The sequence below is a fragment of the Paraburkholderia sp. BL6665CI2N2 genome, assembly GCF_004366535.1.
Lineage (GTDB): Bacteria > Pseudomonadota > Gammaproteobacteria > Burkholderiales > Burkholderiaceae > Paraburkholderia.
Genome location: NZ_SORC01000001.1, coordinates 7,791,512 through 7,814,795, shown reverse-complemented (window position 1 = coordinate 7,814,795; position 23,284 = coordinate 7,791,512). Strand labels below are relative to the sequence as shown.

Genomic DNA, 23,284 nt, shown 5'->3' with positions numbered 1-23,284 from the left:
AGGGCAGAGTGATAGTTTTGCGGCGTGGACGCTACGGTCGTCGGCGTCGGCGGGTGTCTAACTCAGTGTGCTCGCTTTGATTAGGCGTCAAGTAATCCCGCCGTTATGGGCATTTGCGAGTTGCTGTCGCCGGGTAAGAACTACAAGGTCGGTTGCCAAAGCGCGATCCGCATGGGTGCAGATGAAACCAGGCGATTAATGCCGACGGGCATCTCTATCGCCGCAAACGATTCAACCAAAAGCGGCATGAAGTTTGCGGAGGGGGAAGACACGCCAACCTTCTGGAGCCGCTCATGACTACACAACCTGGCGCGCCTTCGCCCACTGACGAACTCGACACCGTTCCAGACACGTCGAGCCCCGCCTATGCCGGCCGTCATCCCTTAACGCGCGTGTTCGACCGTTTTGCAAGCCTCGTCACGCGATGGGCCGGCTCACCCGCGGCGTTCTGCCTTGCCGTGCTGACAGTGGTCGCCTGGGTCGTGACAGGGCCCATCTTCCACTACTCGGACGGATGGCAACTGGTCATCAACACCGGCACCACCATCATCACCTTTCTGATGGTATTTCTGATTCAGCAGAGCCAGAACAAGGACAGCGTCGCGTTGCATCTGAAGCTGAATGAACTGCTGTCCTCGCATCGGGCAGCGAACAACAATCTGATCGGTATCGAGGACGCGTCCGAGGAAGAAATCCGAAGACTTGCGGCAGCTTACCTACGTTTGTCGACTCAGTCCGCTGGCGATGCTCAGAACAAGGGCCGCTGAGTGCGACCCACGCACTGACTGTCTACCCATCGCCCGATACAAGCACGCTTGCCATTACCAAGTTCGGAACCGTGCGGCGCCGTTTTTTTCGAAGGCAAACGCCACGCCGAGATACTTCGGCGATGCCTCCCTCGCGCTTTGTCGCACGCGCGCCGCACGCATATCAACCACCCTTCGAACTAGAACAGCGGGTGCTCGTGCGGATACAGCGCCGTCCTGAGAGCAAAGCCGCCCAGGACGACGAAGATGATGGCCGCCAGAATGTGGACCGCTTTGGTCGGCAGGCGGTCAGCGAACTTATGACCCAGGTAGATGACGGGCACGTTGGCCAGCATCATGCCCAGCGTGGTGCCGGCGACCACCCCGAAGAATTCGTGAAATCGAGCGGCCAGAGCGATCGTGACAACCTGCGTCTTATCACCCATTTCAGCGAGAAAGAACGTTAGCGCCGTGGTGCTGAACACGCCCATCGGATGCGTGGTCGACACCGCCTCGGCACCGTCGAGTTTGTCGGGAATCAGAATCCAGACGGCCATGACGGCAAACGATGCGACGACTGCCCAGTTCAGGATCGAGGGACTCAGAACGCTGGCAAGCCATGCGCCCAATGCGCCGGACGCGGCATGATTGATGAGGGTTGCGACAAAGACGCCGAGAATGATCGGAATGGGTTTGCGATATCTGGCTGCCAGCACCAAAGACAACAGTTGGGTCTTGTCGCCGATTTCGGCTAGACCGACCACGCTGGTCGAAACGAGGAACGATTGCATAGGTTGTGGGCCGGGCCGCGCAGTCAGTACGCGATGACACGCATTCCGGCGACCCGGTCAGGTCGGAATGCGAGTCACCGGTCTTGCCAGGCATAGTGCTGTGCGCGCCATGGCGGTCTGTCGACCACCAAGTATGTTGACGGGCACCCTCGAGCATTGCGGTCGAGGCGGCTACTCCCCAATGAGAGGGGCGATTCTACAGTGTCTCGGTCGAGTAAGGCAAATCGTCAACTTTCCGATTGCTGCATGAAAATCACACCGGAGATGCGCTCGCGCGTATCGTCGAGATCGGCGGACTCGAAAAGTCTGAATTCGCGCAAGGTCAACGCGCTAAACGGAGACTTGAGTATGACTACCCGGCCGAGCGGCATCTCACATCATGCCGCCCATGCTTCCGAGGCCGCCGACTCCGGCTCCGCCCGTGCCGCTATTCGGCGCTGTCATTAACGGATGTGCCGCGCCCGCCGACGTCATCAATGCGACGGCGGCGGTGTCCGGTTCGCCATTCGCGTCGATGACGCCGCGCGCGAGGAGTGCTTCGAGATCGCTGTCCTCGCCCGGTTGACCGGCAGTGAAGGCGGTGGTCAGGAAATTGGGCGTGGATAGCGTCACACCGTACGTCTGCCGCAGATTCTGAACGACCGCGGCCTGCGCAGTCAGGACGTCGGTCTGGTTCGCCAGCACCTGTTGGAACTGTGAGTTCACTGGGAAGCCGGCTGTCAGCCCGCTTTCATTCGTGCCGAGTTGCGCCGCCAGATACGACACCAGCAGATCCGTCTCCGGCGTGACGTTGTATGTGCCGCCGGCGAACGCAACGGAATGCAGCATCGTCACGCCTGAAGTCGCGGCGATCATGCATGGCATCACGGCGCCGAGCGTCGCGTGAAAGTTGCCGTTCGCATCCGCTGCAACCGACATCGAGCCTCGCGCGCAGTCGATCTTGATCGTCGCGTTCGCCAGCGCTTTACCCGTTGCCGCCGTGCCGCCGATCGAAACCATCGAGGCGCCGCTGCCACCACCTCCGCCTCCACAACCCGCGAGCCACGCGACGGATGCCGTCAGCAGCGCTGCGCCGACAGGCCGAACGATTTGCTGCTGTCGAATGTTCATTGATGTCTGCCATTGATTCGGACATGCTGTCTAAACGATCCGGCGCCGCCGCCTATTCCATCTTTCGCGCAACCCTTTACGTCACACGATTGGAATAGCGCGACGCCGCGAGCCGTTTATTCAGGTTATCGACGCCGGGTCATTCGAGTCCGGCATCAGGGCGGGGCGGCCCATGGCGATCGACGCATGCAACATGCTCGGGCAACCCTTCAACCGCCGGTCAATCAGCACGGATCGAACCATGACGTTTTGCGGATCTGGCATTTCCGATCATCCGGTACGCGGGCGCATTCTGCCTGCTGCAAGATGCCCCGCAATCGCGCGGCTGTTGCTGTACGTGCTCGCATTGACCTGCCTGGCTGTCGCGACGGGCGCGTTTGCGCAACCGGCCAGCCCGACGGCGCCGGCTTCGTCCGCCACATCGGCGGGATGTGTGGATGCCGGCGCGTCGCATACCGTGAATGCGGACATCGACGAGTTCCGCTGTCTCCCGGCTCGCGAACAGGCGGCGTCGCTACGCACGCGGATCGAAAACCACTCGATACTGACTTTGACCGACGATCAGATCCTTGCCTTGATGGACGCGATGAAGCCCGACGCCTTCGTCGAGTACGCGAAGACCGAGATGATTCCTGACGACGCCTACGAATACAGCATGTTCCGGCAGGAGCGCGTCTCAGGAAGATGGCCGGAGCGGCCCGATCACATGGTGATCCGATATCAGGACAGCCCGCGAAGAGTCTACGCAAAATGGCTGCCCGGCGGCGCCCATGCGGGACAGGAGATTGTCTACGACGAAACCACGGACCCCGACAGCATCGTCGGCCATCTTGGCGGCCGGCTGCATGTCGTGTCGGGCAAAGTCGCCGTCGACGGTCCATTCGCGCACGCGCAGTCACGCCATAGTGTCCGGGATCTGGGCTTGCAGTTCATCGCCCGCACCGTCGAGCACGATGCGCGCAGTTTTCGTGAAGAGGGGCTCAGCGAAAAGCCGAGCCGCATCGAACTCATGAACGCGCACGGCACGCGGTTGCTGGCGTGGACATGGACGGCTCCGTCGGGACCGCCCGCGCATTACGCACCACGGGTGCGGCTCCTGTTCGACCTTCAGCACACATGGCCCAGCGGCGAAGCCGCGTGGGACGAGCAGGGCGGCCTGCTGGAGCTGATCCGCTTCGAAGACGTCGTGCCGCGCCACTGGAGCGAAACGGATTTCGACCGACGTAATCCCGAATACGGTTTCCGTTGACGCCGCGCACGGCGCGCAGCGTTCAAGAGACGGCCGAGCGCCCGTCTCGCCCCATCGTCTAGTAATATCTTTTCCGACCTAATTGCGCCGGAAAAATATATTGGACGTCTTAGCCGTCCTCTCGCACTATTCGTACCTTCCCAGCCACGCGCGCGCGTCAACGCCGGCGGCCGCCTGCGTGCAAACGCGGTGGCGTCGCTGCCCGCGAAGGGCGCAGCGGCCGGTCTGGGCACAATTCCAATTTTGACGACCCCCATACCTGAAGGACACAGATGCCTGACTATCGATCGAAAACTTCGACCCATGGCCGCAACATGGCCGGCGCGCGCGCCTTGTGGCGTGCCACCGGAATGAAGGACGGTGATTTCGGCAAGCCGATTATCGCGGTGGTGAACTCGTTCACGCAGTTCGTGCCGGGCCATGTGCATCTGCGCGACCTGGGCGCATTGGTCGCGAAGGAAATCGAAGCGGCCGGCGGCGTCGCCAAGGAATTCAACACCATCGCCGTCGACGACGGCATCGCCATGGGTCACGGCGGCATGCTGTACTCGCTTCCTTCACGCGAACTGATCGCCGACTCGGTGGAGTACATGGTCAACGCGCACTGCGCCGACGCCATGGTCTGCATTTCCAATTGCGACAAGATCACTCCGGGCATGCTGATGGCCGCCATGCGCCTGAACATCCCCGTCGTGTTCGTCTCCGGCGGTCCGATGGAAGCGGGCAAGGTCAAATCGCCGACGGACGGCCAGGTGATCGCCAAGATCGACCTGATCGACGCGATGATCAAGGCAGGCGACTCCCGCGTGAGCGACGCCGAAGTGGCGGAGATCGAGCGCAGCGCGTGCCCGACGTGCGGTTCGTGCTCGGGCATGTTCACCGCGAACTCGATGAACTGCCTGACCGAAGCGATCGGTCTGGCGCTGCCCGGCAACGGCACGATCGTCGCCACGCACGCGTGGCGCAAGGGTCTGTTCGAGCAGGCCGGCCGTCTCGTGGTGGACCTGTGCCGCCGCTACTATCAGGAAGACGACGCATCGGTCCTGCCGCGCAGCATCGCCAGCAAGCAGGCCTTCGAGAACGCCATGGCGCTCGACGTCGCCATGGGCGGTTCGACCAATACCGTGCTGCATCTGCTGGCCGCCGCGCAGGAAGGTGGCGTCGATTTCACGATGTCCGACATCGATCGCATCTCGCGTAAAGTGCCGTGCCTGTGCAAAGTGGCGCCCGCCACCGACAAGTTCCATATCGAAGACGTGCATCGTGCCGGCGGCATTCCCGGCATTCTTGGCGAACTGGCCCGCGCGGAACTGCTCGATCTGTCGTGCGGCAACGTGCATAGCGGCACGCTGGGCAACGCCATCGCCAAATGGGACGTCGCCGGTGGCGCGGGCGAGGAAGCGCAGAAGTTCTTCCGCGCGGCGCCGGGCGGTATTCCCACGACGGTTGCGTTCAGCCAGGAAGCCACGTATGCCGCGCTGGATACCGACCGCAACACTGGCTGCATCCGCAGCAAGCAGAGCGCGTACTCGAAAGACGGCGGCCTCGCCGTGCTGTACGGCAACCTCGCGGAGAAGGGCTGTATCGTCAAGACCGCCGGCGTCGACGAATCGCAGTGGATTTTCTCCGGGCGCGCGCGCGTTTTCGAGAGTCAGGACGACGCCGTCGAAGCCATTCTGGGCGACAAGGTGGTGGCGGGCGACGTGGTCGTGATCCGCTACGAAGGTCCCAAGGGCGGCCCCGGCATGCAGGAAATGCTTTACCCCACGTCGTATCTGAAGTCCAAAGGACTGGGCAAGAGCTGCGCACTGTTTACCGACGGCCGCTTCTCGGGCGGTTCGTCGGGGCTGGTGATCGGGCATGCGTCGCCGGAAGCGGCCGAAGGCGGCACGATCGGCCTCGTGGAAGAGGGCGATGTGATCGAGATCGACATTCCCAACCGCAAGATGCACCTGGTGGTGTCGGATGCGGAACTGGCGCGCCGTCGCGAAGCCATGGAGGCTCGCGGCGACAAGGCCTGGCAGCCGGCGAATCGTGAACGCGTGGTGTCGCAAGCGTTGCAGGCTTACGCCGCGCTGGCGACCTCGGCGGACCGCGGCGCAGTGCGGGATCTCTCGCAACTCAAACGCAAGTGATGAGGAACGGCTCTGGCGCTCGATGTCGGGCGGCCGGAGCCGGAACGGATCGACAGGCGCGGGCGTGTCTGTCGATCCGCGCGCCTGCCGTCCGGATCGGCGTCACTTCCCCTCAGGCTTGGATTCATCCCAGTTCATACGGTGACGATCCACCGTCTCACGATGGCGCGTGTCGTCTTCGGTATGGAGGTAGAGGCTGGTCGTGTTGAGCGACACGTGACCCAGGTTGTCACGGATCGTGCGCAGATCCACGCCGCCGTCCGCCTGATGCGAACCGGCGGTATGTCGAAGCCAGTGCGCCGAGGCTCGCTCCAGTTCATCCGCCCGATCGGAAAAGTCGGCGCCTTTCGAGCGCAGCCAGCTGGCCGCATTGCCAAAAATGCTCTTGATCGCGTCGTGAATGGCGGAACGGGACAAGCATCGGTTGCGGCCTCTGAATGGAATCACCAAGGGCGTTTCTTCGCTGCGAGTGGGCAGCGGCGCCAAGCCATTTTCAGTTCGATAAAGCCGCATTTCCTGAATCAGTTCGGGCGAAGCGGGAACAATGCGTTCCTTGTTCCCTTTGCCGAGCGTTTCGAGCCACCACTGATCCTTGCCGTCGGCGCCTAGTCGACGGGAAAAATCCCCCATTTTCCCGCCGGCGACTTCAGATATACGCATGCCCTGCAGATAGAAAAGTGTCGTCAGCCAGCGGCTGCGGGCGTAATAGGCCCGCTCGTCAGCCGTCTCGCGCGGCAATTGCTCGACAAACACCTTCACTTCATCCCACAGCGACGTCGATAGATAGCGCGTTACGCGCGGCGCCGAGCGTTTGGCGCGCTGTCGAAGCAGTGCCATGGGATTGCCACGCAGATAACCTGCGTTGACCAGCCACGTGAACATCGCATTCAGGATGATCAACGCCTGACGCTGGCTTGCCGGCGACAGCGGCCCATTGAACGGACGCCAGCGCTCGTCGCCGCGGGGAAACTTGCCGCCCGTGCTCGACACCCAGCGAGCCGCCGGCTGCGGATCAACGAGAAACCCCTTGAACAGCAGCAGATCCTCATGCGTCAGCGACGACAGCGGTTTGCCGAGTTGCACGACGGCCCACAGCAGCAGCCGCTCAGCTTCCTTGCGGTAGTTATCGAACGTTGTTTTCGTGTCGGCGTAGTTCGACAGCCAGGCGCGGACGGCGTCGAGATCGTTGGTGGCGGACAGCTGCGAGCCACCGGCCGCGCCACGGTTCGTGCCGTCGCGACCGTCGAGAATTTCGGGAACGACAAGCAATTCGACCGGCTGAACGGTGACGAGTTGGGCATCAGGCACGGTTTTGGAGGCTCCAGAGGCAAAGTCCGACACAAAAAACGTCTGCTACATACTACACGACATTATAGTACTAATGTCGTGTAGTGGATAGTGATAAATTGGTTTTTCAACGTTATACGTTGTATTATCAACACATCAAGACATATCAGCCGCCAAAGGATTCCCATGCCTCTTGAAGCCGACATTGAAGCCCTCCGTGAACGCATCTCGGACACACAGGAGCTCTATCGCGAGGTTTGCGCGCTGATGTTCTTCCGTCACGGCGAAACGCCGACAGCGAACAAGCTCTATCAATTCGTTCGCAAAGGCAGCATGAGCGCGCCGGCGAAGGCATTGCGGGATTTCTGGGCGGAAGTCAGGGACAAGACGCGGGTCGACGTCGGGCAACCGGATTTGCCACCGGAAGTCGCAAGCGCCGCCGGCGAACTGGCGGCGACCCTTTGGCGGCTAGCCGGCGACGCGGCCAGCGCCGCGCTGGAAGTTTTCAAGCAGGACGCCCAGCGCGAAATCGCCACGGCAGTGGACCATGCACAACAAACCGCTGCGGAACGCGACACCGCGATCGCCGCCAGTGAACAGGCGTCCCGCGACGCGGCTGACGTCCGCAGGGAGAATGCGAAACTGCTCGCGCGTCTGGTCGAACTGGAAACCGCCAAAACCATGCTGGCAGATCAGCTTGCACAGTCCAGAAATGAAAGCGCGGCGGCGTCCACGGCGCTGTCGGACGCCCGACGTGAATTCGCCGAGGAATTGGGCAAGCTGCGAGTCATGCACGATCAGAGCGAACAGCGCCTGGCCGCGACTGAAAAGCGGGCGCTGCTGGAGATCGACAGCGAGCGGACGGCGGCACGCCAGACGCGCCAGGAGTTGCAAGCGGCGATCAATCGGATGGCCGAGGCTCAAGCCGCCCATCAGGCCGAGCGCGATCAGTTGCGCGATGCACTTGCCGAGGCGAAAACACAGTTGACGACGTCGATGGCGCGTTGCGCGAGCGTCGAACGAGAGCTGGCGTCGCGCGAAATCGCGCTCGACCAACAGATAGCCGCGGGCGAGCTCCTTCGCAAGAAACTTGAAACGCTGTCCCGTCAGTTGGTGGAAAGCGGGCGCCCTGCTGCTACGCTCTCGCCCTCTCCTCGCCGCGCTCCATCGGCCAGGAGGCGCGATGTGCGTCGCGATGTGAAGTTCACGGAAGCCGCAGCGGTTCGCAGATCAAGCGCGGAAGACCGGTGAAGCCTGTCCTCGTTAGTCGGCGCCGTGAACGCGACGCACAGCGCTTGAACCGCAACGCCAAGCCATCGCCACGATGTGCGTGACCTCGGGCATGGCGTGTGTGCTGCGCAATCGGGTCGAACGGCGCCCTCGCCGTCTGCTTGCCGGTTATCGCAGATAGCGCTTGACGCGTTCAGCGCGCGCCAAGCCGGCCGCCCATGCCTCGGCGAGGCGCGGTTGGCAGCAAACAACGTATCACTGGCACGCTTTGCCGGTCGATTGCCCCTCCCCTCGATACGACTCCGACAGATACTTGGACATCCCCGGACGGTGCTCACAGCGACCGTTCAAACGGCTGCATGGACATTGTCCGAACGACGCGAAGTCCACCGCCTCACGAGGCACTATCTTTGTCCAGGAGAAATTCGATGAGTACGACCATTGCCGGCATTCACATTCCAGACAGCCGTCTCGCAAGAGCCGCAACCGATCTGGTCCGCGACACCGAAAACGATCTGCTGTTCAATCACTCGCGCCGCGTGTTCCTGTGGGGCGCGCTGACCGGTACGCGGCGCAAGCTCGCGTATGACCCCGAGTTGCTGTATATCGGCGCGATGTTTCATGACATGGGCCTCACGCCGGGCTACGCCAGCAAGACTGATCGCTTCGAAGTCGACGGCGCCAATGCGGCGCGCGACTTTCTCAAGAGTCATGGCGTCGACGAATACGACATCGAGCAGGTCTGGCTGTCGATCGCGCTTCACACCACGCCGGGTGTTCCGGAGCATCTGAAGCCGGTGGTTTCGCTAGTGACCGCGGGCGTCGAAATGGACGTGCTCGGCATGCGCTACCACGAGTTCGACGACGCGCAACGCGTCAGCGTGGTGGCCGCGCATCCGCGCGAGCGGGACTTCAAGAACCTGATCATCGACGCGTTCGCGCAAGGCACGATCAGCAAGCCTGAAACCACCTTCGGCAACGTCAAAGCCGACGTGCTGGAGATGAAAGATCCCAGCTACAAGCGGCTGAACTTCTGCAAGATCATTCTCGGTTCGGCATGGGATGACAGCCAGGCGGGTCACGTCCATCACGCGGGATGCCATCACGGCGCCGCGGCGGAATAACGATCTGCGCAAAACGCGCGGCGAATTGCCGACCGGCCGATGCAAAACTCAAGGCGCGCCAACCGGAAAAAACCGGTGGCGCGCCGCATTCGTTGGCTTGGCAATATTTCTGTTTGCTGGCGGCAGCGTGACTTCAGGAGCTATCCGTCGGTCGTGGCGTCAGCATCAGCGCCAGCACGGCGACGCCGAGCACCAGCAAGATTCCGCCGTATAACATGGCATTGCGCGTGTCGAACAGCACGCCGTGAATGACCATCGCCATGCCGCCGAGCGCGACGAACACCGCAATGGCCGCGAATACAATCCGACGTTCGGCGCGAATCATGGCGCTCTCCCGCAAGACGTTAGTGCCGTAAGACGCACAGGAGCAACGTAAGACCTCGAAGCGCACGGTATTTTTTATACCAACAGATTGCGCGCCACCCCGAAATCTGAATCTATCGTAGGCGGCGAACAGGCCTTAGTAAATACGGGAAACCATGCCGCTCGCCGCCCGTGCCGCCTTCAATGACCGCCCGCTCCCGCCGCCGCGGCGGAACTGGAGCGATCCGGTTTCGTCACCCAGATCAACGGGATGATCAATACGAAGATCACCGCCGACAGCCAGAAAATATCGTTCAGTCCCAGCATGGCCGCCTGCGTATTCATCGAGCGTTCGAAGAACGCCATCGCCTGGGCCTGACCGCCGCCCAAAGTACTTTGCAGTGCATCCAGCGCAGCCGTGTAAGTCGGATTATTCACGCTCGTCTGCTCGGCCAGTTGCGCATGATGCAGGATCGTCCGGTCGTTCCATCCCGTCGAGGCCAGCGACGTGCCGACCGCGCCGGCGAACACCCGCGCGAAGTTCGACAGACCCGCCGCGGCCGGAATCCGGTCGGGCGCGAGGCCGGACAGAATGATCGCGGTCAGCGGCACGAAGAAGAGCGCGGTCGGGATACCTTGCAACAGCGTCGGCAGGACCAGCGTCCACGTATCCACGCCGGTGGTGTAGTTCGAGCGCATGAAGAACACGCCGGCAAAGCCGACGAAAGCCAGCGTAGCCAGCACCCGCGCATCGGACTTCGGCATGATCTTCGCCATGACCGGCGCGAGAATGACGGCGAAGATGCCAAGCGGCGCGGTGGCCAGACCCGCGTCGACGGAACGGTAGTTCAGATACTCCTGCATCCACTGCGGCAACAGCACGAGGTTGGAGAAAAACACCGCGTACGCCACCGAAATCGCAATCGTGCCGCCGAGAAAATTGCGTTTGCCGAACAAGCGCACATCGACGATCGGATTCTTTTCAGTCAGCTCCCAGATCACGAAGAACGCAAAGCTGATCGCCGCGAACACGGTCAGGGTCACGATCACCGGCGAGTTGAACCAGTCGAGGTCCTTGCCCTTGTCGAGCATGATCTGCAACGAGCCGACCCATGCGATCAGCGAGAGCAGGCCGACCTTGTCGATCGGCAAGCGCTTCGTCGGGGTTTCGCGGGTGCGGTAGATCGCCCACGTCACGCCGGCCGCGAACAGGCCCACCGGAATGTTGATGTAGAAGATCCATGACCACGAGTAGCTGTCGGTAATCCAGCCGCCGAGCGCCGGACCCGCAATCGGGCCGACGGTCGCGGTCATCGCCCACAAGGCGAGCGCGGTCGCGGATTTCTCTTTGGGATACGAGCCGAGCAGAATGGCTTGCGACAACGGGATCAACGGACCCGCCACCGCGCCCTGCAGAATCCGCGCGGCGAGCAGCACCGGCAGATTCGGCGCGATTCCACACAGCCACGACGACAGCACGAACAACAGAATCGCCCAGACGAACAGCTTGATCTGCCCGACGCGCTGCACGAGCCAGCCGGTCAACGGAATCGCGATGGCGTTGGCGGCGGCGAACAGCGTGATCACCCAGGTGCCCTCGTCCACCGACACGCCGAGATTGCCGGCAATCGTCGGAATCGCCACGTTCGCGATCGATGAGTCCAGCACGTTCATAAACGTGGCGAGCGCCACGGCGAGCGTCGCCAGCACCAGCTTGCCGCCGGTTAGCGGCGGCAGTGCGGCGGGCTGCGTCGATGCATTCATTTCATCACCTGTCGAGGAAGGCAAAACTATCTGACTTATCAGTTAAATGCGCAAAAAAAACGGCGCTCGGTGGTCGTGGCTTCAACCGGCCTTGCGCGCGGTGTTTTTCTGCGTGGGGCTCGCGGCCACCGCGTGCTTCGCCGGCATGTTCTGCTCGATGATCCGGGCAATCTCCGCGTCGGCTTCGTCGCCGTACTGCGCGAATACGTCGGTGTGATACGAGGTGTTGACCGCCGCGCCGAGTTGAGCGCCGGTTTCCTCGTGCGTGTCGACCTCGACCTGCATCGACAGGCCAATGCGCAGCGGGTGCGCGTTCAGTTCATTCTGATCGAGCAGGATCCGCGCCGGCAGACGCTGCACGACCTTGATCCAGTTGCCGGTGGCGTTCTGCGCGGGCAGTACAGCGAACGCCGAGCCCGTGCCCGCCGAGAAGCCTTCAACCCGGCCGTGATACTTGACGCTGGAGCCGTACACGTCAGCGGTGAGCGTGACGGGCTGGCCGATGCGCATGCGCCTCAACTGGCTTTCCTTGAAGTTCGCGTCGACCCACACGCCGTCGAGCGGCACGATCGCCATCAACGGGGTGCCCGGCGCAACGCGCTGGCCGACCTGCACCGAACGGCGCGCGACGTAGCCGGTCACGGGCGCGGGCAAGGTGTTGCGCGCGTAGCTCAGATAGGCGTCGCGCACTTTCGAGGCCGCAGCCTGCACGTTCGGGTGCTGTTCGATCGACGTGCGGTCGGTCAGCGCATGATTGGCCTCGGCCTGCTGACGCGCGGCGTCGAGCGCGGCCTGCGCGGAACTGACGGCGTCGCGGGCATGATCGATGTCCTCGCCGGACACCGCGCCTGTTTCGGCCACCGCCTGACGGCGCTTCAGGTCGTCGATGGCGCGGGCCAGATCCGATTGACGTTGCGCGACCGTCGCCGCGTAGAAATCGTTGTTCACATACAGGCCGCTGACCTGCCGCACGGTCTGGCCGAGTGTCGCTTCCGCGTTCGACAGCGCGACCTTCGCATCGGCGTTATCCAGCGTGACGATCGGCGCGCCCTGCTTGACGATCTGCGTATCGTCGGCGTTGACCGCGACCACTGTGCCGCTCACTTGCGGCGTCAATTGCACGAGGTTGCCGCTCACGTAGGCGTCGTCGGTAGATTGGTAGTAGCGCCCGCTCGTGTAGTAGTACCCGCCGTAGCCCGCGCCGGCCAGTACAACGGTGGCGGCCAGCAGGGACAGCAGCAGTTTGCGCCTCGTGGGGGGCTGCGTTTGCAGGGGTTGGTCCGCGTCCGCCGTCTTGCGGCTGGTGTTGATCGTGTCGCTCATGATGTGGGTCCTGACAGTTTGGCAAGGTGTCGCGACGGCGCTTTAACGCGCGGCGGCGACGACGGGATTGGCCGAGGCGGCGGGAACGGCGGCGCCGCTGCTGGCGAGCGAAGCGGCGTTATCGACATAACCGCCGCCAAGCGCCGCAGCCAGCGCGATCTGCTGATCGCGCCGGCTCATCTTCAGATTCGCGACCTGCTGGTCGGCGGCGAGCGCCGTGGTGTCGGCGTTGAGCACCGTCAGCTGATTCGTGAGGCCGGCCTTGTACTGCACGAGCGCCAACTGATCGGCGTCGCGGGCGGCTTGCTGGGCGGCTTGCGCATCGGCGAGCTGCTCGTCCGTCGAACGGATTTGCGCGAGTTGCGTCGCGACTTCGGACAAGGCCGTGACCAGCGTCTGGTTATAAGTGGCAACGGCGTAGTCGAAATCGGCGTAACGCCCTTTCAGTTGCGCGCGCAACTGACCGCCGTCGAAAATCGGCAAATGGATCGCGGGGCCGACCGACGCCGTGCGGCTCGCCGCCGTCAGGAAACGGCCGAAACCGAACGCGTCGAGACCGATCGCGGCGCTCAGGTTGATGTCGGGATAGAACTCGGCCTTGGCTTCCTTGACGTCGTGCGTGAGCGCATCGACGCGCCATTTCGCCGCGACCAGGTCGGGGCGGCGGCTCACCAGATCGGCCGGCAGGTTGTCGGGCAGGCGCACTTCGTCGCCCACGCCGAGTGTCGGCCGCGCGATGGCAAGACCGCGGTCCGGTCCGGCGCCGAGCAAGGCGGCCAACTGATAGCGCGTCGTGACGATGCTGCCGTCGATGGACGCGAGCGTCGCGCGGCTGGTGGCGAGATTCGCCTGCGCCGTCTTGCGCTCCACTTGCGTGTCGAGGCCCGTTGCGATGCGTCCGGCGGTAATGCGGTCGATCTGTTCGCGCTGCGTGATTTCTTCCTGCGCGATGTCACGCAACGCATAGAGCCGCGCAAGCTGGTTGTAGTCGCGCGCCATGACCGACGTGAGGGACAGCTTGACGACTTCCTCGTCCGCCTGGGTCGCCTGCAGCTGCGACAGCGACGCTTTCAGCGCTTCGCGATTCTTGCCCCACAGATCGAGATCGTAGGACGCGGACAGCAAGCCCTTGTTCTCCGTTTGCCACGAACCGCCGTACGGCGGCGGCACGAGCGCCGTGCCCGAATACTGCTGACGCGTCAGCGAATAGTCCGCGCCGACTTTCGGCAGGGTACTCGCCTTCGCCGTGTCGCTGTACGCGGCTGCCGCCGCGACGCGGGCGCGGGCCTGCTCGACCGACGGATTGCCCTTCAGCGCTTCAACGAGCAAGGCCTTCAGTTGCGCGTCGCCGAACTGGTCGGCCCAATCGGCGGCCGGCCAATGACCGCTGTCCTGCGGAATGCTTTGTTGAGTCGCGTAGGTCTGCGCTTGCGCCATCTGCTTGTCGCTCGAGATACCGGCGTAATTCGCGCAAGCGGACAGTACGGCCGCGAAGATCACCGTCACACCAGCCTTCGCGATCCGCGAGCCGGCTGTCCGTGGAATTAACTGAGGTTTCATTGTCTGACTTGTCAAATAAAAGGTTGAAAAAATTGCCGCGAGCGTTCGCAGCATGTTTGGCTGGCCTCGCCTACTCCGCGAGAAACTTGTTCAGCAGACGGCGCAATTCCTCGAATTCGGCTTTCGTAAACTTCTTCAGGCGGCGGTTCAGCACCACCGGCGCGATCTCCGGAAGCCGCGCGGCGACAGCTTCGCCCTCTTCCGTCAGTTTCAGGTTAACGACGCGGCGGTCTTCTATGCTGCGCGAGCGTTCCAGCAAGCCCTTGATTTCCAGCTTGTCGAGCATGCGCGTCATCAAACCGGTGTCGATGCCGAGCAAGCGCGACAATTCGAACGGCGTGGTGGCGAAACCCCGGCGCATGGAAAGCAGAATGCCCATCTGCTGACTGGTGATGTCCAGATCCTTCAGCGCGGCGTCCATTTCGTTGATCAACAGGTTGCGTGCTTTGTTGATCAAGAAACCCACGCTCAGCGTCAGGCTGAAATTGTCCGGCGTGTAGTGCTTCATGCGTGCCCCCTCGTTCAGTGCGTTTAACTTTATCTGCAAAGTCAGATATCCGCAAGGATCGCTTCCGGCACATGACTGTTTCATTTATATGCCCTAGTCCGCTGCGTGCTGGCTACCGCAGGTGCGCAAAGTGGTCACCTTGAATTACCGAAAATCGGTCATTTCGCAAAGCCATTCGAGCATTTAATCTGCTCTCACGCTAAACCACCCAGTCACTCACGGAAGGACGGAAATCATGAAGATCATGCACGTCGACGCCAGCGCCAAGCGCGAGCGATCCAACTCCCGCTCATTGAGCCGCTATTTTCTGGAACGCCTGCGCGAAGAAGGCGCGCAGGTCGAAGTCGATTATCTGGATGTCACGATCGATACCCCGCCGCACGTCAACGAGGCTTTCGCCATCGCCACGTACACGGCCGCGCAGGATCGCACGCCTGCCATGGAGGCGACGCTGGCCGGTTCGGATGCGCTGTGCCAGCGCCTGCTCGACGCCGATGCGTTCGTCTTCGCCATGCCCATGTACAACTGGTCGATGCCTTCCGCGTTCAAGGCGTTTATCGACAGCATCACGCGTACGGGCCTGACCTATGTGAGCGCGGACGACGGCCGCGTGGTCGGCCAGCTTTCACGTCAGAAAGTGCTCTTCATCACGAGCCGCGGCGCGGATTTGCGCGCGGGTTCGCCTTATGAAGGCATGGATGCGCTCACGCCTTCGCTGAGAGCCGCGTTCGGCTTTCTCGGCGTCGCCGATCCGACCTTTGTCGATGCCCAACCGCTGCAGTTTGCCATTCCCGAGGCGCGCGCCGAAGCGCTTCAGCGCGCACGCGCCGAACTGGACGCGGTGGCGTCGAACTGGGCGTTGTCGTCAGCGGATTTGAGCAATGCAACCATTCACGCTTTGTCAGGAGTTACAGCATGAAGAATCGCACACTGAGCGCGGCGGCCGTGCTCGTCGGCCTCTCCTTTTTCGGCGCTGCCTCACCCGCATTCGCCGCTGACGCAAGCGCGCCGCACGAGACGATCACGCCCGCGTTCACCGAGGCGATCGCCAACGTGCCGGGCAAGACGATGACGGCGCTCGTCGTCGACTATGCGCCCGGCGGCAAGTCGACGCCGCATCGGCACGGCCAGGCTTTCGTGGTCGGCTACGTGCTGTCGGGGGCGATCCGCAGCCGCGTGAACGACGGCGAAGAACGCGTCTACCATGCGGGTGAGCACTGGACCGAGAAGCCCGGCGTGCATCACACCGTGAGCGAAAACGCGAGCGATGCCGAACCCGCCAGGCTGCTGGCGATTTTCGTGGCCGATACGAAAGACAAGAAGCTGGTTACGTTTGACAAGAAGTGAAACTGCATTGACGTCGACGCCTGACCGGCAAGCGGAGGAGCGCGGGAATTCTTACGCCCGAGTTGCTTGCCGACTTCGCAGCGCCCCCGCCGCGCCTAAAACTTCGGATGACATTCGAAACTCATCGACGACCCATGCTCCGTCAACCCTTGCACGCCGCTGACGGTTTCCGTCACCACGCTGGCCTGCATGCCGCGACGCTCGCAGTAATCGCGCGCCTCGCTCATCGCATGCTCATGCGCGCGGGCCCACGCGAGGCGTCCGCCTGTCGCGCTGGCCGCGACCGTATAAGTATTGGCTTTGCCGGTGGCGACCACGTCGCTGGAACTGGCGCAGCCCACGAGACTCGCGCACGCGGCCACCGCCGCGATGAAGGCACGGGCGCGCCCCGACAATGCGTTTCGCGCCGCGAGCGCCCCGGATACGTCGCCCCGTTCGGGTACGCGGCCTGAGACAATGTTGAACATGTATCACCTGCAGAATTTTTGCGGATTGACCAATGATGAAATTATCCGCAATCACGCGTAAGAGATCAGCCTCACCACCCGAAAACACTGTTGCGCGCGCCCGAACAATCCCCGCCCGGCCCGCGCAAACGGCGCGGCACAGACGTTGCTGACGGGTTTCGTATGAGCGCATCGCGGCTCGCTTCACGGAGTGTGCAGACATGCCCGATCAACGACCTGTCCCACCGAGACCCGCCCTGCCGACCGACGCGCGCGGCGTGATCGGCAATATGAAGACCACGGCGCTCGTCTCGCTGCGCGGCTCGATCGACTTCATGTGCTTTCCGCGCATCGACTCGCCGGCGATTTTTGCCGGCCTGCTTGAGCCGTCGCGCGGCGGCGCTTTCTCGATCGAACCCACGTGCGAAGGCGCCAACGTCAAGCAGATGTATCTGCCCGATACCAATGTCCTGCTGACCCGTTTCATGACGCCCGAGGGCGTCTGCGAACTGATGGACTTCATGCCGGTGCCCGAGGACGGCGGCAGCGCCGCTGCTGACGCGCCGCTACCCAACTGCGTGATCCGGGTCGTGCGGGTCGTGCACGGCCGCATGGCGTTCAGGATGCGCTGCGAGCCGCGCTTCGACTATGCACGCGGCGCGCACACGGCTCACATCGATAAAAACGGCGGCGTCGAATTCCACGCCGCCGCCGAAACCGGCGTTGAAAGCGGCATGCAACTGCGCCTGAACAGCACCGTGCCGCTCGCGCTCGACCACGGCGCCGCGCACGCGGAATTCGAGCTGAGTCATGGCGAAACGGCCGGCTTCGCTTTCGGCGACGCCGAAGGCTTGCGCGAAAAATCGTTCGATTGCGAAACGGCACTGACCGATACGGTCCGCTACTGGCGAAGCTGGTCGGCGCAATCCACCTATCGCGGCCGCTATCGTGAGGTCGTGATGCGCTCGGCGCTGACCTTGAAGCTGCTCAGTTCCAGCGAGCATGGCGCGATCGTCGCCGCGCCGACCTTCGGGCTTCCCGAAGCGCTCGACGGTTCGCGCCGCTGGGACTACCGTTTCACATGGATTCGCGACGCCGCGTTCTCCGTGTACGCGCTGCTGCGTCTCGGCTATACCGGCGAAGCGCGCAATTTCATGACATGGATCGCCGGACGCAGCCGGCAGTGCGACTCGGACGGCTCGCTGAACGTCATGTACACCGTCGACGGTAAGGAGCCGCCGGAAGAAACCGAAATCGCGGCGCTGTCGAACGGCGATGGCACAGCGGGCGTACCGCTCGTCGGCAACGCCGCGCGCGATCAGGTCCAGCTCGACGTATACGGCGCGCTGCTCGACGCGATCTATCTGTACAACAAGTACGGCGCCGCGATCTCGCACGACGGCTGGCGCGATGTCACGCGCACGGTCGACTATGTCGTCGAGCACTGGCGCGAACCGGACCACGGCATCTGGGAGTTTCGCAACGGCCTGCGGCCCCTGCTCCATTCGCGGCTGATGTGCTGGGTCACGGTGGACCGCGCGCTGCGTCTGGCGGAAAAGCGTTCCCTGCCTGCGCCGCTCAAACGCTGGTTCGACACGCGCGACGCGATCCACGCCGACATTCACGAGCACTTCTGGAACGACGAACTAAACGCGTTCGTGCAGACGCCGGATTCGCAACGGCTCGATGCGTCCGCGTTGATGATGCCGCTCGTGCGCTTCATCGGGCCGACTGATCCGCGCTGGCTCGGCACGCTCGACGCGATCGGCAGCGAACTGAAAGTGGACCCGCTGATCTTCCGCTATACGCGCGGTACGACACTCGACGGACTGCCCGGCGTCGAAGGCGGCTTCAGCGCCTGTTCGTTCTGGTATGCGGAAGCGCTGGCGCGCGCCGGACGCGTGGACGAAGGCCGCCTCGTGTTCGAAAAGATGCTCGCGTACGCGAATCACGTCGGCCTGTTTTCCGAGGAAGTGGCCACCAGCGGCGAGGCGCTCGGCAACTTCCCGCAGGCGCTCACGCATCTCGCGCTGATCAGCGCGGCGTACCAGCTCGACCGCAATCTCGACAAGGTTCACGTTCCGTGGACCTGAGCACGCCGCATTGCGCACTGTGCAAAAACCTTCCGGAATCGGTTTTCAGCGTCTAGTCTGTAACGACATCATTTAAACCAGCCGGATGCCAAACCGGAGGAGACATCGATGGATCTCGAAGCACGCACCATGAAACGCGTAACGGTTCGGCTCGTGCCGTTCCTGATCCTGTGTTATTTCATTGCCTATCTCGACCGCGTCAACGTCGGCTTTGCTGCACTGCAGATGAACAAGGCGCTCGGCCTGTCCGCGAGTGCTTTCGGCTTCGGCGCCGGGATTTTCTTCATCGCGTATTTTTTCTTCGAAGTCCCATCTAATCTGCTGCTGGAGAAATTCGGCGCGCGCCGCTGGATCGCGCGGATCATGTTCACGTGGGGCGTTCTCGCGGGCGCAATGGCGTATATCCCAGATATTGCGCGCTTCACGGGACTCTCCCCCGCGCACGTGTTTTACGGGCTGCGGATTCTCCTCGGCGTGGCGGAGGCGGGTTTCTTCCCGGGCATCATCTTCCTGCTCACGCTGTGGTTTCCCGCCGCGTATCGCGGTCGCGTAGTCGGCTATTTCATGGCGGCGATTCCGCTGTCCACGGTGATCGGCGGCCCGATTTCCGGCGCCTTGCTGTCGATGGACGGCTTCGCCGGACTGGCCGGCTGGCAGTGGGTCTATCTGATCGAGGCGGCGCCCGCGCTGGTGCTCGCGTTCGTCGTCCTCTCCTACCTCACCGACAAGCCCGCCGACGCCGCCTGGCTCGCCGCCGACGAACGCGGCTGGCTGGTCGCGCGCCAGACGCAGGAGCGCGCGCATCGCGAAGCGGTGCATAAGTTCAGCGTCAAAGAGGCGCTGTTCAACCCGCGCGTGCTCGCGGTCGCCCTGATCTATTTCGGTGCGAACGCAACCAACTACGGGCTGAGCTTCTTCCTGCCGCAGATCGTCAAATCGTTCGGGCTCACCAATCTGCAGACGGGCTTCGTGACGTCGCTGCCGTATATCGTCGGCGTGATCAGCATGGTGTTCTGGGGACGGCACTCGGACCGCAAGCTCGAACGCAAACGGCACGTGGCGATTGCGCTGCTGGTGGCGGCGGGCGGCATCGCGGCGGCCGCCGGGCTCGACAACCCGGTGCAGAAGATGATCGCGCTGTCGATTGCCGGGTTCGGCATCTTCGGTTGCCTGCCGGTGATCTGGACCTTGCCGGCCTCGTTCCTGTCGGGTGCGGCGGCAGCGGGCGGCATCGCGGCGGTCAATTCGCTCGGCAATCTGGCGGGTTTCTTCGGACCGTATGCGATGGGCTGGATCAAGGACAGCACCGGCGGCTTCGGCGCCGGTTTGCTGTGCCTGTCGGGCGCGGGGCTGGTCGGCGTCGCGGCCGTGCTGTTGCTGCATCACGATGCTTCGCTCGAAGCGGCGGCGGGGTTTTCGGATTCGGAGCCAACGGGGGCGACCGAGGCGGCCAGGTCGTAGCGGCGCTGGCCGCCGCGGCCGAAGCGAGTCGCGTCAGGTCGCCGCGCCGCTGAAAAGTAATGCGTGGCTCAGACGCATTTGTGGAAAGCGCCCCACGAGCAGGGCCGTGCTTTGAAAAGAAACCACGCGAGCGCGGCCGTACCTGCGGAAAGCGCTGCGAATTGAGCCGCTCCCGAGAAAAGCGCCGACCCGGCTCAACCGCGCAGCGCGGACTACGCCGCACCGCTCACGGCGACCCGCGCCCGCCCGCCGACGTCTCCGGCAACGCGTTTGCCGGGCTGCCGGCGTCCGGCGGCACCACGTCGTCGGGCGTGGGCGTCGGCGCCAGTGCCGGTTCACCGCCACCGCGCGCTTCACCGTCGACCGCCCCGCTCGCCGCCGCCGGCGCTGAAGCTGGTGACGGCAGCATCGGCGGCTGCGGCAATCCCCGCGGCTCGGCCAAAGCCCCCGACGCCGACGGCGCGACTGCCGGTTGTTCCGCCACGGCAGCCGGCGGCCGACGCGTCGTTCCGCGCTGCCCCACCGGCGCCTCCGGCTTGCCCGGCGACCCTGCGAACAGATTCTGGAACCACTCGCGCAACCTGGCCGAGCGTTCGGCGAACCAACCCGGCTGCTGGTCGGTGGCGAATTTGACGCGGCTATCGACCAGCCTCGAACGCTGCGCGCGCTGGAAGAAATCGCCGACAATCGGCAGCGCGCTGTGCGCCCCTTGGCCCCAGTAGTCGCTGCGCAGGGTCACGCGGCTGTCGTTGAAACCGACCCACGCCCCCGCCACGAGCTGCGGATGAATCAGGATGAACCAGCCGTCCGCATTGCCCTGTGTGGTGCCCGTCTTGCCCGCGACGTCGCCGCGCACGCCGAAGCGGCTGCGAATGCTCGAACCCGTGCCACGGTTCACCACGTCGCGCATGACGTCGATCAGCACACGGTCGGTGTCGGCGGGCAGTTCCTGTTTCGGCGACACCGGCGCGAACTCGGCCAGCACCTCGCCTTTGCGGTTCTCGATGCGTGTCACCATAACCGGCTCCACGTAGGCACCGAGGTTGGCGATCGTGCCGTAGGCCGAAACCATTTCCTTCAGCGTGACAGGGCTCGTGCCGAGCGCGAGCGACGGCACCGGATCCAGTTCGCTGTCGCGCACGCCCATCGCGCGGGCCAATCTGGCAACCTTGTCCGGCCCGACCGTCTCCATCAGTTGCGCGGTAATGCGGTTGCGCGAATACGCCAGCCCGTCGCGCAGGCTGATCTTGCGCTCGCTCGGCTCGTCCTCGTCGCTTGGACGCCAGATTTCGCCGCCTGCCAGCGGAATTTCCACGGGCTTATCGATGAAAGTGTCGGCGGGTTTCGCGCCCGACTCGAAAGCCGCCGCGTAGACGAATGGCTTGAAGGTCGAGCCCGGCTGGCGCCGCGCCTGCTGGACATGGTCGAACGGGTCCTGGCTGAAGTCGCGGCTGCCCACCCACGCGCGGATCTGGCCGTTGCGCGGGTCCATGGCGAGAAAATCCGCCTGCACCCGCGTTTTGGACTCGCACACCGACTTCACGAGATTGCGGTCGGACGAGACGCGCTTGAGCGCGTCGTCATCGGTCAGGCCGGCGTCTTTGGCAGCACGGTAGTCGGGCGTTTCGCGCAGGAAAATCTGCAGCAGATCGCGGCCGTTCGAACAGCCCGCGCGGCTGCCCCACGCCGCATTGGCGATGCCCTGCAACTGGTTGCCCTGCAAGGTCACGGCCTGAGTCGCCATGGTCTGCAGACGCGAATCGATGGTGGTGCGCACCACCAGCCCGTCGGCATACATGTTGTAGTCGTTCCGGTCCGCCCACGACGCGAGCCACTTGCGCAGTTGCTGCGCGAAATGCGGCGCGGGGCCGGGCGGCTCGGTCTGGCGCTCGAAATCGATGCGCAGCGACCGGCGGCTCAACGTGGCGTAGGCGGCCGGCGTCAGTTTTCCGTACTTGACCATCTGGCCAAGCACCGTATTGCGCCGCTGCAGCGCGCGCTCGGGGTTCAGCACCGGGTTGTAGTAGCTGTTGCCCTTGAGCATGCCGGTGAGCGTCGCGCTTTCCAGCACGTTCAGGTCGGAAGCCGATTTGTCGAAATAGGTGCGCGCCGCCATCTCGATGCCATAGGCGTTGTAGAGGAACGGCACCGTGTTCAGGTAGGTCTCGAGAATCTCGTCCTTGCTGTAGAGCGCCTCGATCTTGAAGGCCGTAATCGCTTCCTTCAGCTTGCGCGTGAGCGTCGGCGCGCGGCCGATTTCGTCGGGATAGAGATTGCGGGCGAGTTGTTGCGTGATGGTCGAGCCGCCCTGCCGGTCGCCGGAAAACGTATGCAGCGCGGCCGAGGCCGTGCGCCGCCAGTCGAGACCCCAATGCTCGTAGAAGCGGTGATCTTCGGTGGCGATCAGCGCATTCACCACGTTCGGAGAGATGTCCTTGAGCTTGACCCACTCGCGGTTGGACGGCTTGAATTCGGCCAGCAGCTTGCCGTCCGCCGAGAGGATCTGCGCCGGCTGCTCGATCTTGGCCTTGCGGATGTCGCCGATGCCCGGTGTGAACGGAATCAGGATCAGCACGTACAGCACCAGCAACAGCGGAAGCTCCGCGCAAGCCTTCAGCACGCCACGGCGCGTCGGGTGGCGCAGGTGCCACAAAGCCTGGGCGACGAGCGGGTTGGCGAGGGTCAGCCCTTTATCGAGGGCCGCCAGAAATGAGGGGATGAGGCGCTTCACACTAGCCAATCGTCGGACGGGAAAGGCGCAATCCTACCAAGTCGCGCGGCAGCGGCCGATTTTTTGCCCACGGCGC

General features: G+C 63.5%; 19 protein-coding genes and 1 riboswitch. Of the genes, 9 read left to right on the top strand and 10 right to left on the bottom strand.

Annotation, left to right across the window (positions count from 1 at the left end; genetic code table 11):
* The first annotated feature begins 293 nt into the window (after positions 1-293).
* Entirely contained in the window at positions 294-767 is a 474-nt protein-coding gene (locus tag B0G81_RS35010) for a low affinity iron permease family protein (protein ID WP_106281266.1), read from the top strand.
* 179 nt (positions 768-946) lie between these two features.
* Here B0G81_RS35010 and B0G81_RS35005 read toward each other — a convergent pair whose 3' ends face one another.
* Positions 947-1,537, bottom strand: a complete 591-nt coding sequence (locus B0G81_RS35005; protein WP_106281264.1) for a TMEM165/GDT1 family protein — start codon at positions 1,535-1,537, stop codon at positions 947-949.
* Between the two features lie 5 nt (positions 1,538-1,542).
* Positions 1,543-1,729: riboswitch (yybP-ykoY riboswitch) on the bottom strand.
* Positions 1,730-1,909: 180 nt separating this feature from the next.
* Complete coding sequence (locus tag B0G81_RS35000; RefSeq protein WP_134141940.1) at positions 1,910-2,647, bottom strand: hypothetical protein; 738 nt, start codon at positions 2,645-2,647, stop codon at positions 1,910-1,912.
* A gap of 172 nt (positions 2,648-2,819) precedes the next feature.
* Between B0G81_RS35000 and B0G81_RS34995 the strand changes: the two genes are divergently transcribed.
* Together B0G81_RS34995 and ilvD are read left to right on the top strand one after the other, a co-directional pair.
* Positions 2,820-3,896 (top strand): DUF1571 domain-containing protein, encoded by a 1,077-nt coding sequence (locus B0G81_RS34995; protein WP_134141938.1) that lies wholly within the window; start codon positions 2,820-2,822, stop codon positions 3,894-3,896.
* A gap of 272 nt (positions 3,897-4,168) precedes the next feature.
* The gene (gene ilvD, locus B0G81_RS34990) at positions 4,169-6,031 is read left to right on the top strand and encodes a dihydroxy-acid dehydratase (RefSeq protein WP_134141934.1); all 1,863 of its coding nucleotides are present in this window, start codon (positions 4,169-4,171) and stop codon (positions 6,029-6,031) included.
* A gap of 102 nt (positions 6,032-6,133) precedes the next feature.
* On the opposite strand, the gene B0G81_RS34985 is transcribed toward ilvD, so the two are convergent.
* On the bottom strand, positions 6,134-7,339 hold the full coding sequence (locus B0G81_RS34985; protein ID WP_134141928.1) for a tyrosine-type recombinase/integrase: 1,206 nt from the start codon (positions 7,337-7,339) through the stop codon (positions 6,134-6,136).
* Between the two features lie 165 nt (positions 7,340-7,504).
* On the opposite strand from B0G81_RS34985, the gene B0G81_RS34980 reads away from it, so the two are divergent.
* A complete protein-coding gene (locus tag B0G81_RS34980) occupies positions 7,505-8,569 on the top strand; it encodes a DNA-binding protein (RefSeq protein ID WP_134141923.1) in 1,065 nt (354 codons plus the stop codon).
* 407 nt (positions 8,570-8,976) lie between these two features.
* On the top strand, positions 8,977-9,672 hold the full coding sequence (locus B0G81_RS34975; protein WP_134141919.1) for an HD domain-containing protein: 696 nt from the start codon (positions 8,977-8,979) through the stop codon (positions 9,670-9,672).
* Positions 9,673-9,805: 133 nt separating this feature from the next.
* On the opposite strand, the gene B0G81_RS34970 is transcribed toward B0G81_RS34975, so the two are convergent.
* The 5 genes from B0G81_RS34970 to B0G81_RS34950 all read right to left on the bottom strand — a co-directional run bounded on the left by B0G81_RS34970 (position 9,806) and on the right by B0G81_RS34950 (position 15,130).
* A complete protein-coding gene (locus B0G81_RS34970; RefSeq protein WP_106281251.1) occupies positions 9,806-9,997 on the bottom strand; it encodes a DUF2964 family protein in 192 nt (63 codons plus the stop codon).
* 179 nt (positions 9,998-10,176) lie between these two features.
* On the bottom strand, positions 10,177-11,739 hold the full coding sequence (locus tag B0G81_RS34965) for a DHA2 family efflux MFS transporter permease subunit (RefSeq protein WP_134141914.1): 1,563 nt from the start codon (positions 11,737-11,739) through the stop codon (positions 10,177-10,179).
* 81 nt (positions 11,740-11,820) lie between these two features.
* A complete protein-coding gene (locus B0G81_RS34960) occupies positions 11,821-13,062 on the bottom strand; it encodes an HlyD family efflux transporter periplasmic adaptor subunit (RefSeq protein ID WP_134141909.1) in 1,242 nt (413 codons plus the stop codon).
* Between the two features lie 42 nt (positions 13,063-13,104).
* Positions 13,105-14,622, bottom strand: a complete 1,518-nt coding sequence (locus B0G81_RS34955; RefSeq protein WP_134141908.1) for an efflux transporter outer membrane subunit — start codon at positions 14,620-14,622, stop codon at positions 13,105-13,107.
* Positions 14,623-14,692: 70 nt separating this feature from the next.
* On the bottom strand, positions 14,693-15,130 hold the full coding sequence (locus tag B0G81_RS34950; protein WP_106281245.1) for a MarR family transcriptional regulator: 438 nt from the start codon (positions 15,128-15,130) through the stop codon (positions 14,693-14,695).
* A gap of 235 nt (positions 15,131-15,365) precedes the next feature.
* On the opposite strand from B0G81_RS34950, the gene B0G81_RS34945 reads away from it, so the two are divergent.
* The gene (locus B0G81_RS34945) at positions 15,366-16,049 is read left to right on the top strand and encodes an NAD(P)H-dependent oxidoreductase (protein ID WP_134141906.1); all 684 of its coding nucleotides are present in this window, start codon (positions 15,366-15,368) and stop codon (positions 16,047-16,049) included.
* Complete coding sequence (locus B0G81_RS34940; RefSeq protein WP_134141904.1) at positions 16,046-16,477, top strand: cupin domain-containing protein; 432 nt, start codon at positions 16,046-16,048, stop codon at positions 16,475-16,477. The genes B0G81_RS34945 and B0G81_RS34940 overlap by 4 nt, the downstream gene beginning before the upstream one ends.
* A gap of 95 nt (positions 16,478-16,572) precedes the next feature.
* On the opposite strand, the gene B0G81_RS34935 is transcribed toward B0G81_RS34940, so the two are convergent.
* Positions 16,573-16,944, bottom strand: coding sequence for a hypothetical protein (locus tag B0G81_RS34935; protein ID WP_134141902.1), 372 nt, complete (start codon positions 16,942-16,944; stop codon positions 16,573-16,575).
* Between the two features lie 200 nt (positions 16,945-17,144).
* On the opposite strand from B0G81_RS34935, the gene B0G81_RS34930 reads away from it, so the two are divergent.
* Together B0G81_RS34930 and B0G81_RS34925 are read left to right on the top strand one after the other, a co-directional pair.
* A complete protein-coding gene (locus B0G81_RS34930; RefSeq protein ID WP_134141900.1) occupies positions 17,145-19,016 on the top strand; it encodes a glycoside hydrolase family 15 protein in 1,872 nt (623 codons plus the stop codon).
* A 108-nt stretch (positions 19,017-19,124) separates the two neighbouring features.
* Positions 19,125-20,477, top strand: a complete 1,353-nt coding sequence (locus B0G81_RS34925; protein ID WP_134141895.1) for an MFS transporter — start codon at positions 19,125-19,127, stop codon at positions 20,475-20,477.
* Positions 20,478-20,703: 226 nt separating this feature from the next.
* Here B0G81_RS34925 and B0G81_RS34920 read toward each other — a convergent pair whose 3' ends face one another.
* Entirely contained in the window at positions 20,704-23,208 is a 2,505-nt protein-coding gene (locus tag B0G81_RS34920; RefSeq protein WP_134141892.1) for a transglycosylase domain-containing protein, read from the bottom strand.
* Positions 23,209-23,284: the final 76 nt, after the last annotated feature.

What these genes read in the sequence shown, in the direction of transcription:
- B0G81_RS35010 (WP_106281266.1), top strand. Translation starts at nt 294, where the DNA reads ATGACTACACAACCTGGCGCGCCTTCGCCCACTGACGAACTCGACACC.
- B0G81_RS35005 (WP_106281264.1), bottom strand. Translation starts at nt 1,537, where the DNA reads ATGCAATCGTTCCTCGTTTCGACCAGCGTGGTCGGTCTAGCCGAAATC.
- B0G81_RS35000 (WP_134141940.1), bottom strand. Translation starts at nt 2,647, where the DNA reads ATGAACATTCGACAGCAGCAAATCGTTCGGCCTGTCGGCGCAGCGCTG.
- B0G81_RS34995 (WP_134141938.1), top strand. Translation starts at nt 2,820, where the DNA reads ATGGCGATCGACGCATGCAACATGCTCGGGCAACCCTTCAACCGCCGG.
- ilvD (WP_134141934.1), top strand. Translation starts at nt 4,169, where the DNA reads ATGCCTGACTATCGATCGAAAACTTCGACCCATGGCCGCAACATGGCC.
- B0G81_RS34980 (WP_134141923.1), top strand. Translation starts at nt 7,505, where the DNA reads ATGCCTCTTGAAGCCGACATTGAAGCCCTCCGTGAACGCATCTCGGAC.
- B0G81_RS34975 (WP_134141919.1), top strand. Translation starts at nt 8,977, where the DNA reads ATGAGTACGACCATTGCCGGCATTCACATTCCAGACAGCCGTCTCGCA.
- B0G81_RS34970 (WP_106281251.1), bottom strand. Translation starts at nt 9,997, where the DNA reads ATGATTCGCGCCGAACGTCGGATTGTATTCGCGGCCATTGCGGTGTTC.
- B0G81_RS34965 (WP_134141914.1), bottom strand. Translation starts at nt 11,739, where the DNA reads ATGAATGCATCGACGCAGCCCGCCGCACTGCCGCCGCTAACCGGCGGC.
- B0G81_RS34960 (WP_134141909.1), bottom strand. Translation starts at nt 13,062, where the DNA reads ATGAGCGACACGATCAACACCAGCCGCAAGACGGCGGACGCGGACCAA.
- B0G81_RS34955 (WP_134141908.1), bottom strand. Translation starts at nt 14,622, where the DNA reads ATGAAACCTCAGTTAATTCCACGGACAGCCGGCTCGCGGATCGCGAAG.
- B0G81_RS34950 (WP_106281245.1), bottom strand. Translation starts at nt 15,130, where the DNA reads ATGAAGCACTACACGCCGGACAATTTCAGCCTGACGCTGAGCGTGGGT.
- B0G81_RS34945 (WP_134141906.1), top strand. Translation starts at nt 15,366, where the DNA reads ATGAAGATCATGCACGTCGACGCCAGCGCCAAGCGCGAGCGATCCAAC.
- B0G81_RS34940 (WP_134141904.1), top strand. Translation starts at nt 16,046, where the DNA reads ATGAAGAATCGCACACTGAGCGCGGCGGCCGTGCTCGTCGGCCTCTCC.
- B0G81_RS34935 (WP_134141902.1), bottom strand. Translation starts at nt 16,944, where the DNA reads ATGTTCAACATTGTCTCAGGCCGCGTACCCGAACGGGGCGACGTATCC.
- B0G81_RS34930 (WP_134141900.1), top strand. Translation starts at nt 17,145, where the DNA reads ATGCCCGATCAACGACCTGTCCCACCGAGACCCGCCCTGCCGACCGAC.
- B0G81_RS34925 (WP_134141895.1), top strand. Translation starts at nt 19,125, where the DNA reads ATGGATCTCGAAGCACGCACCATGAAACGCGTAACGGTTCGGCTCGTG.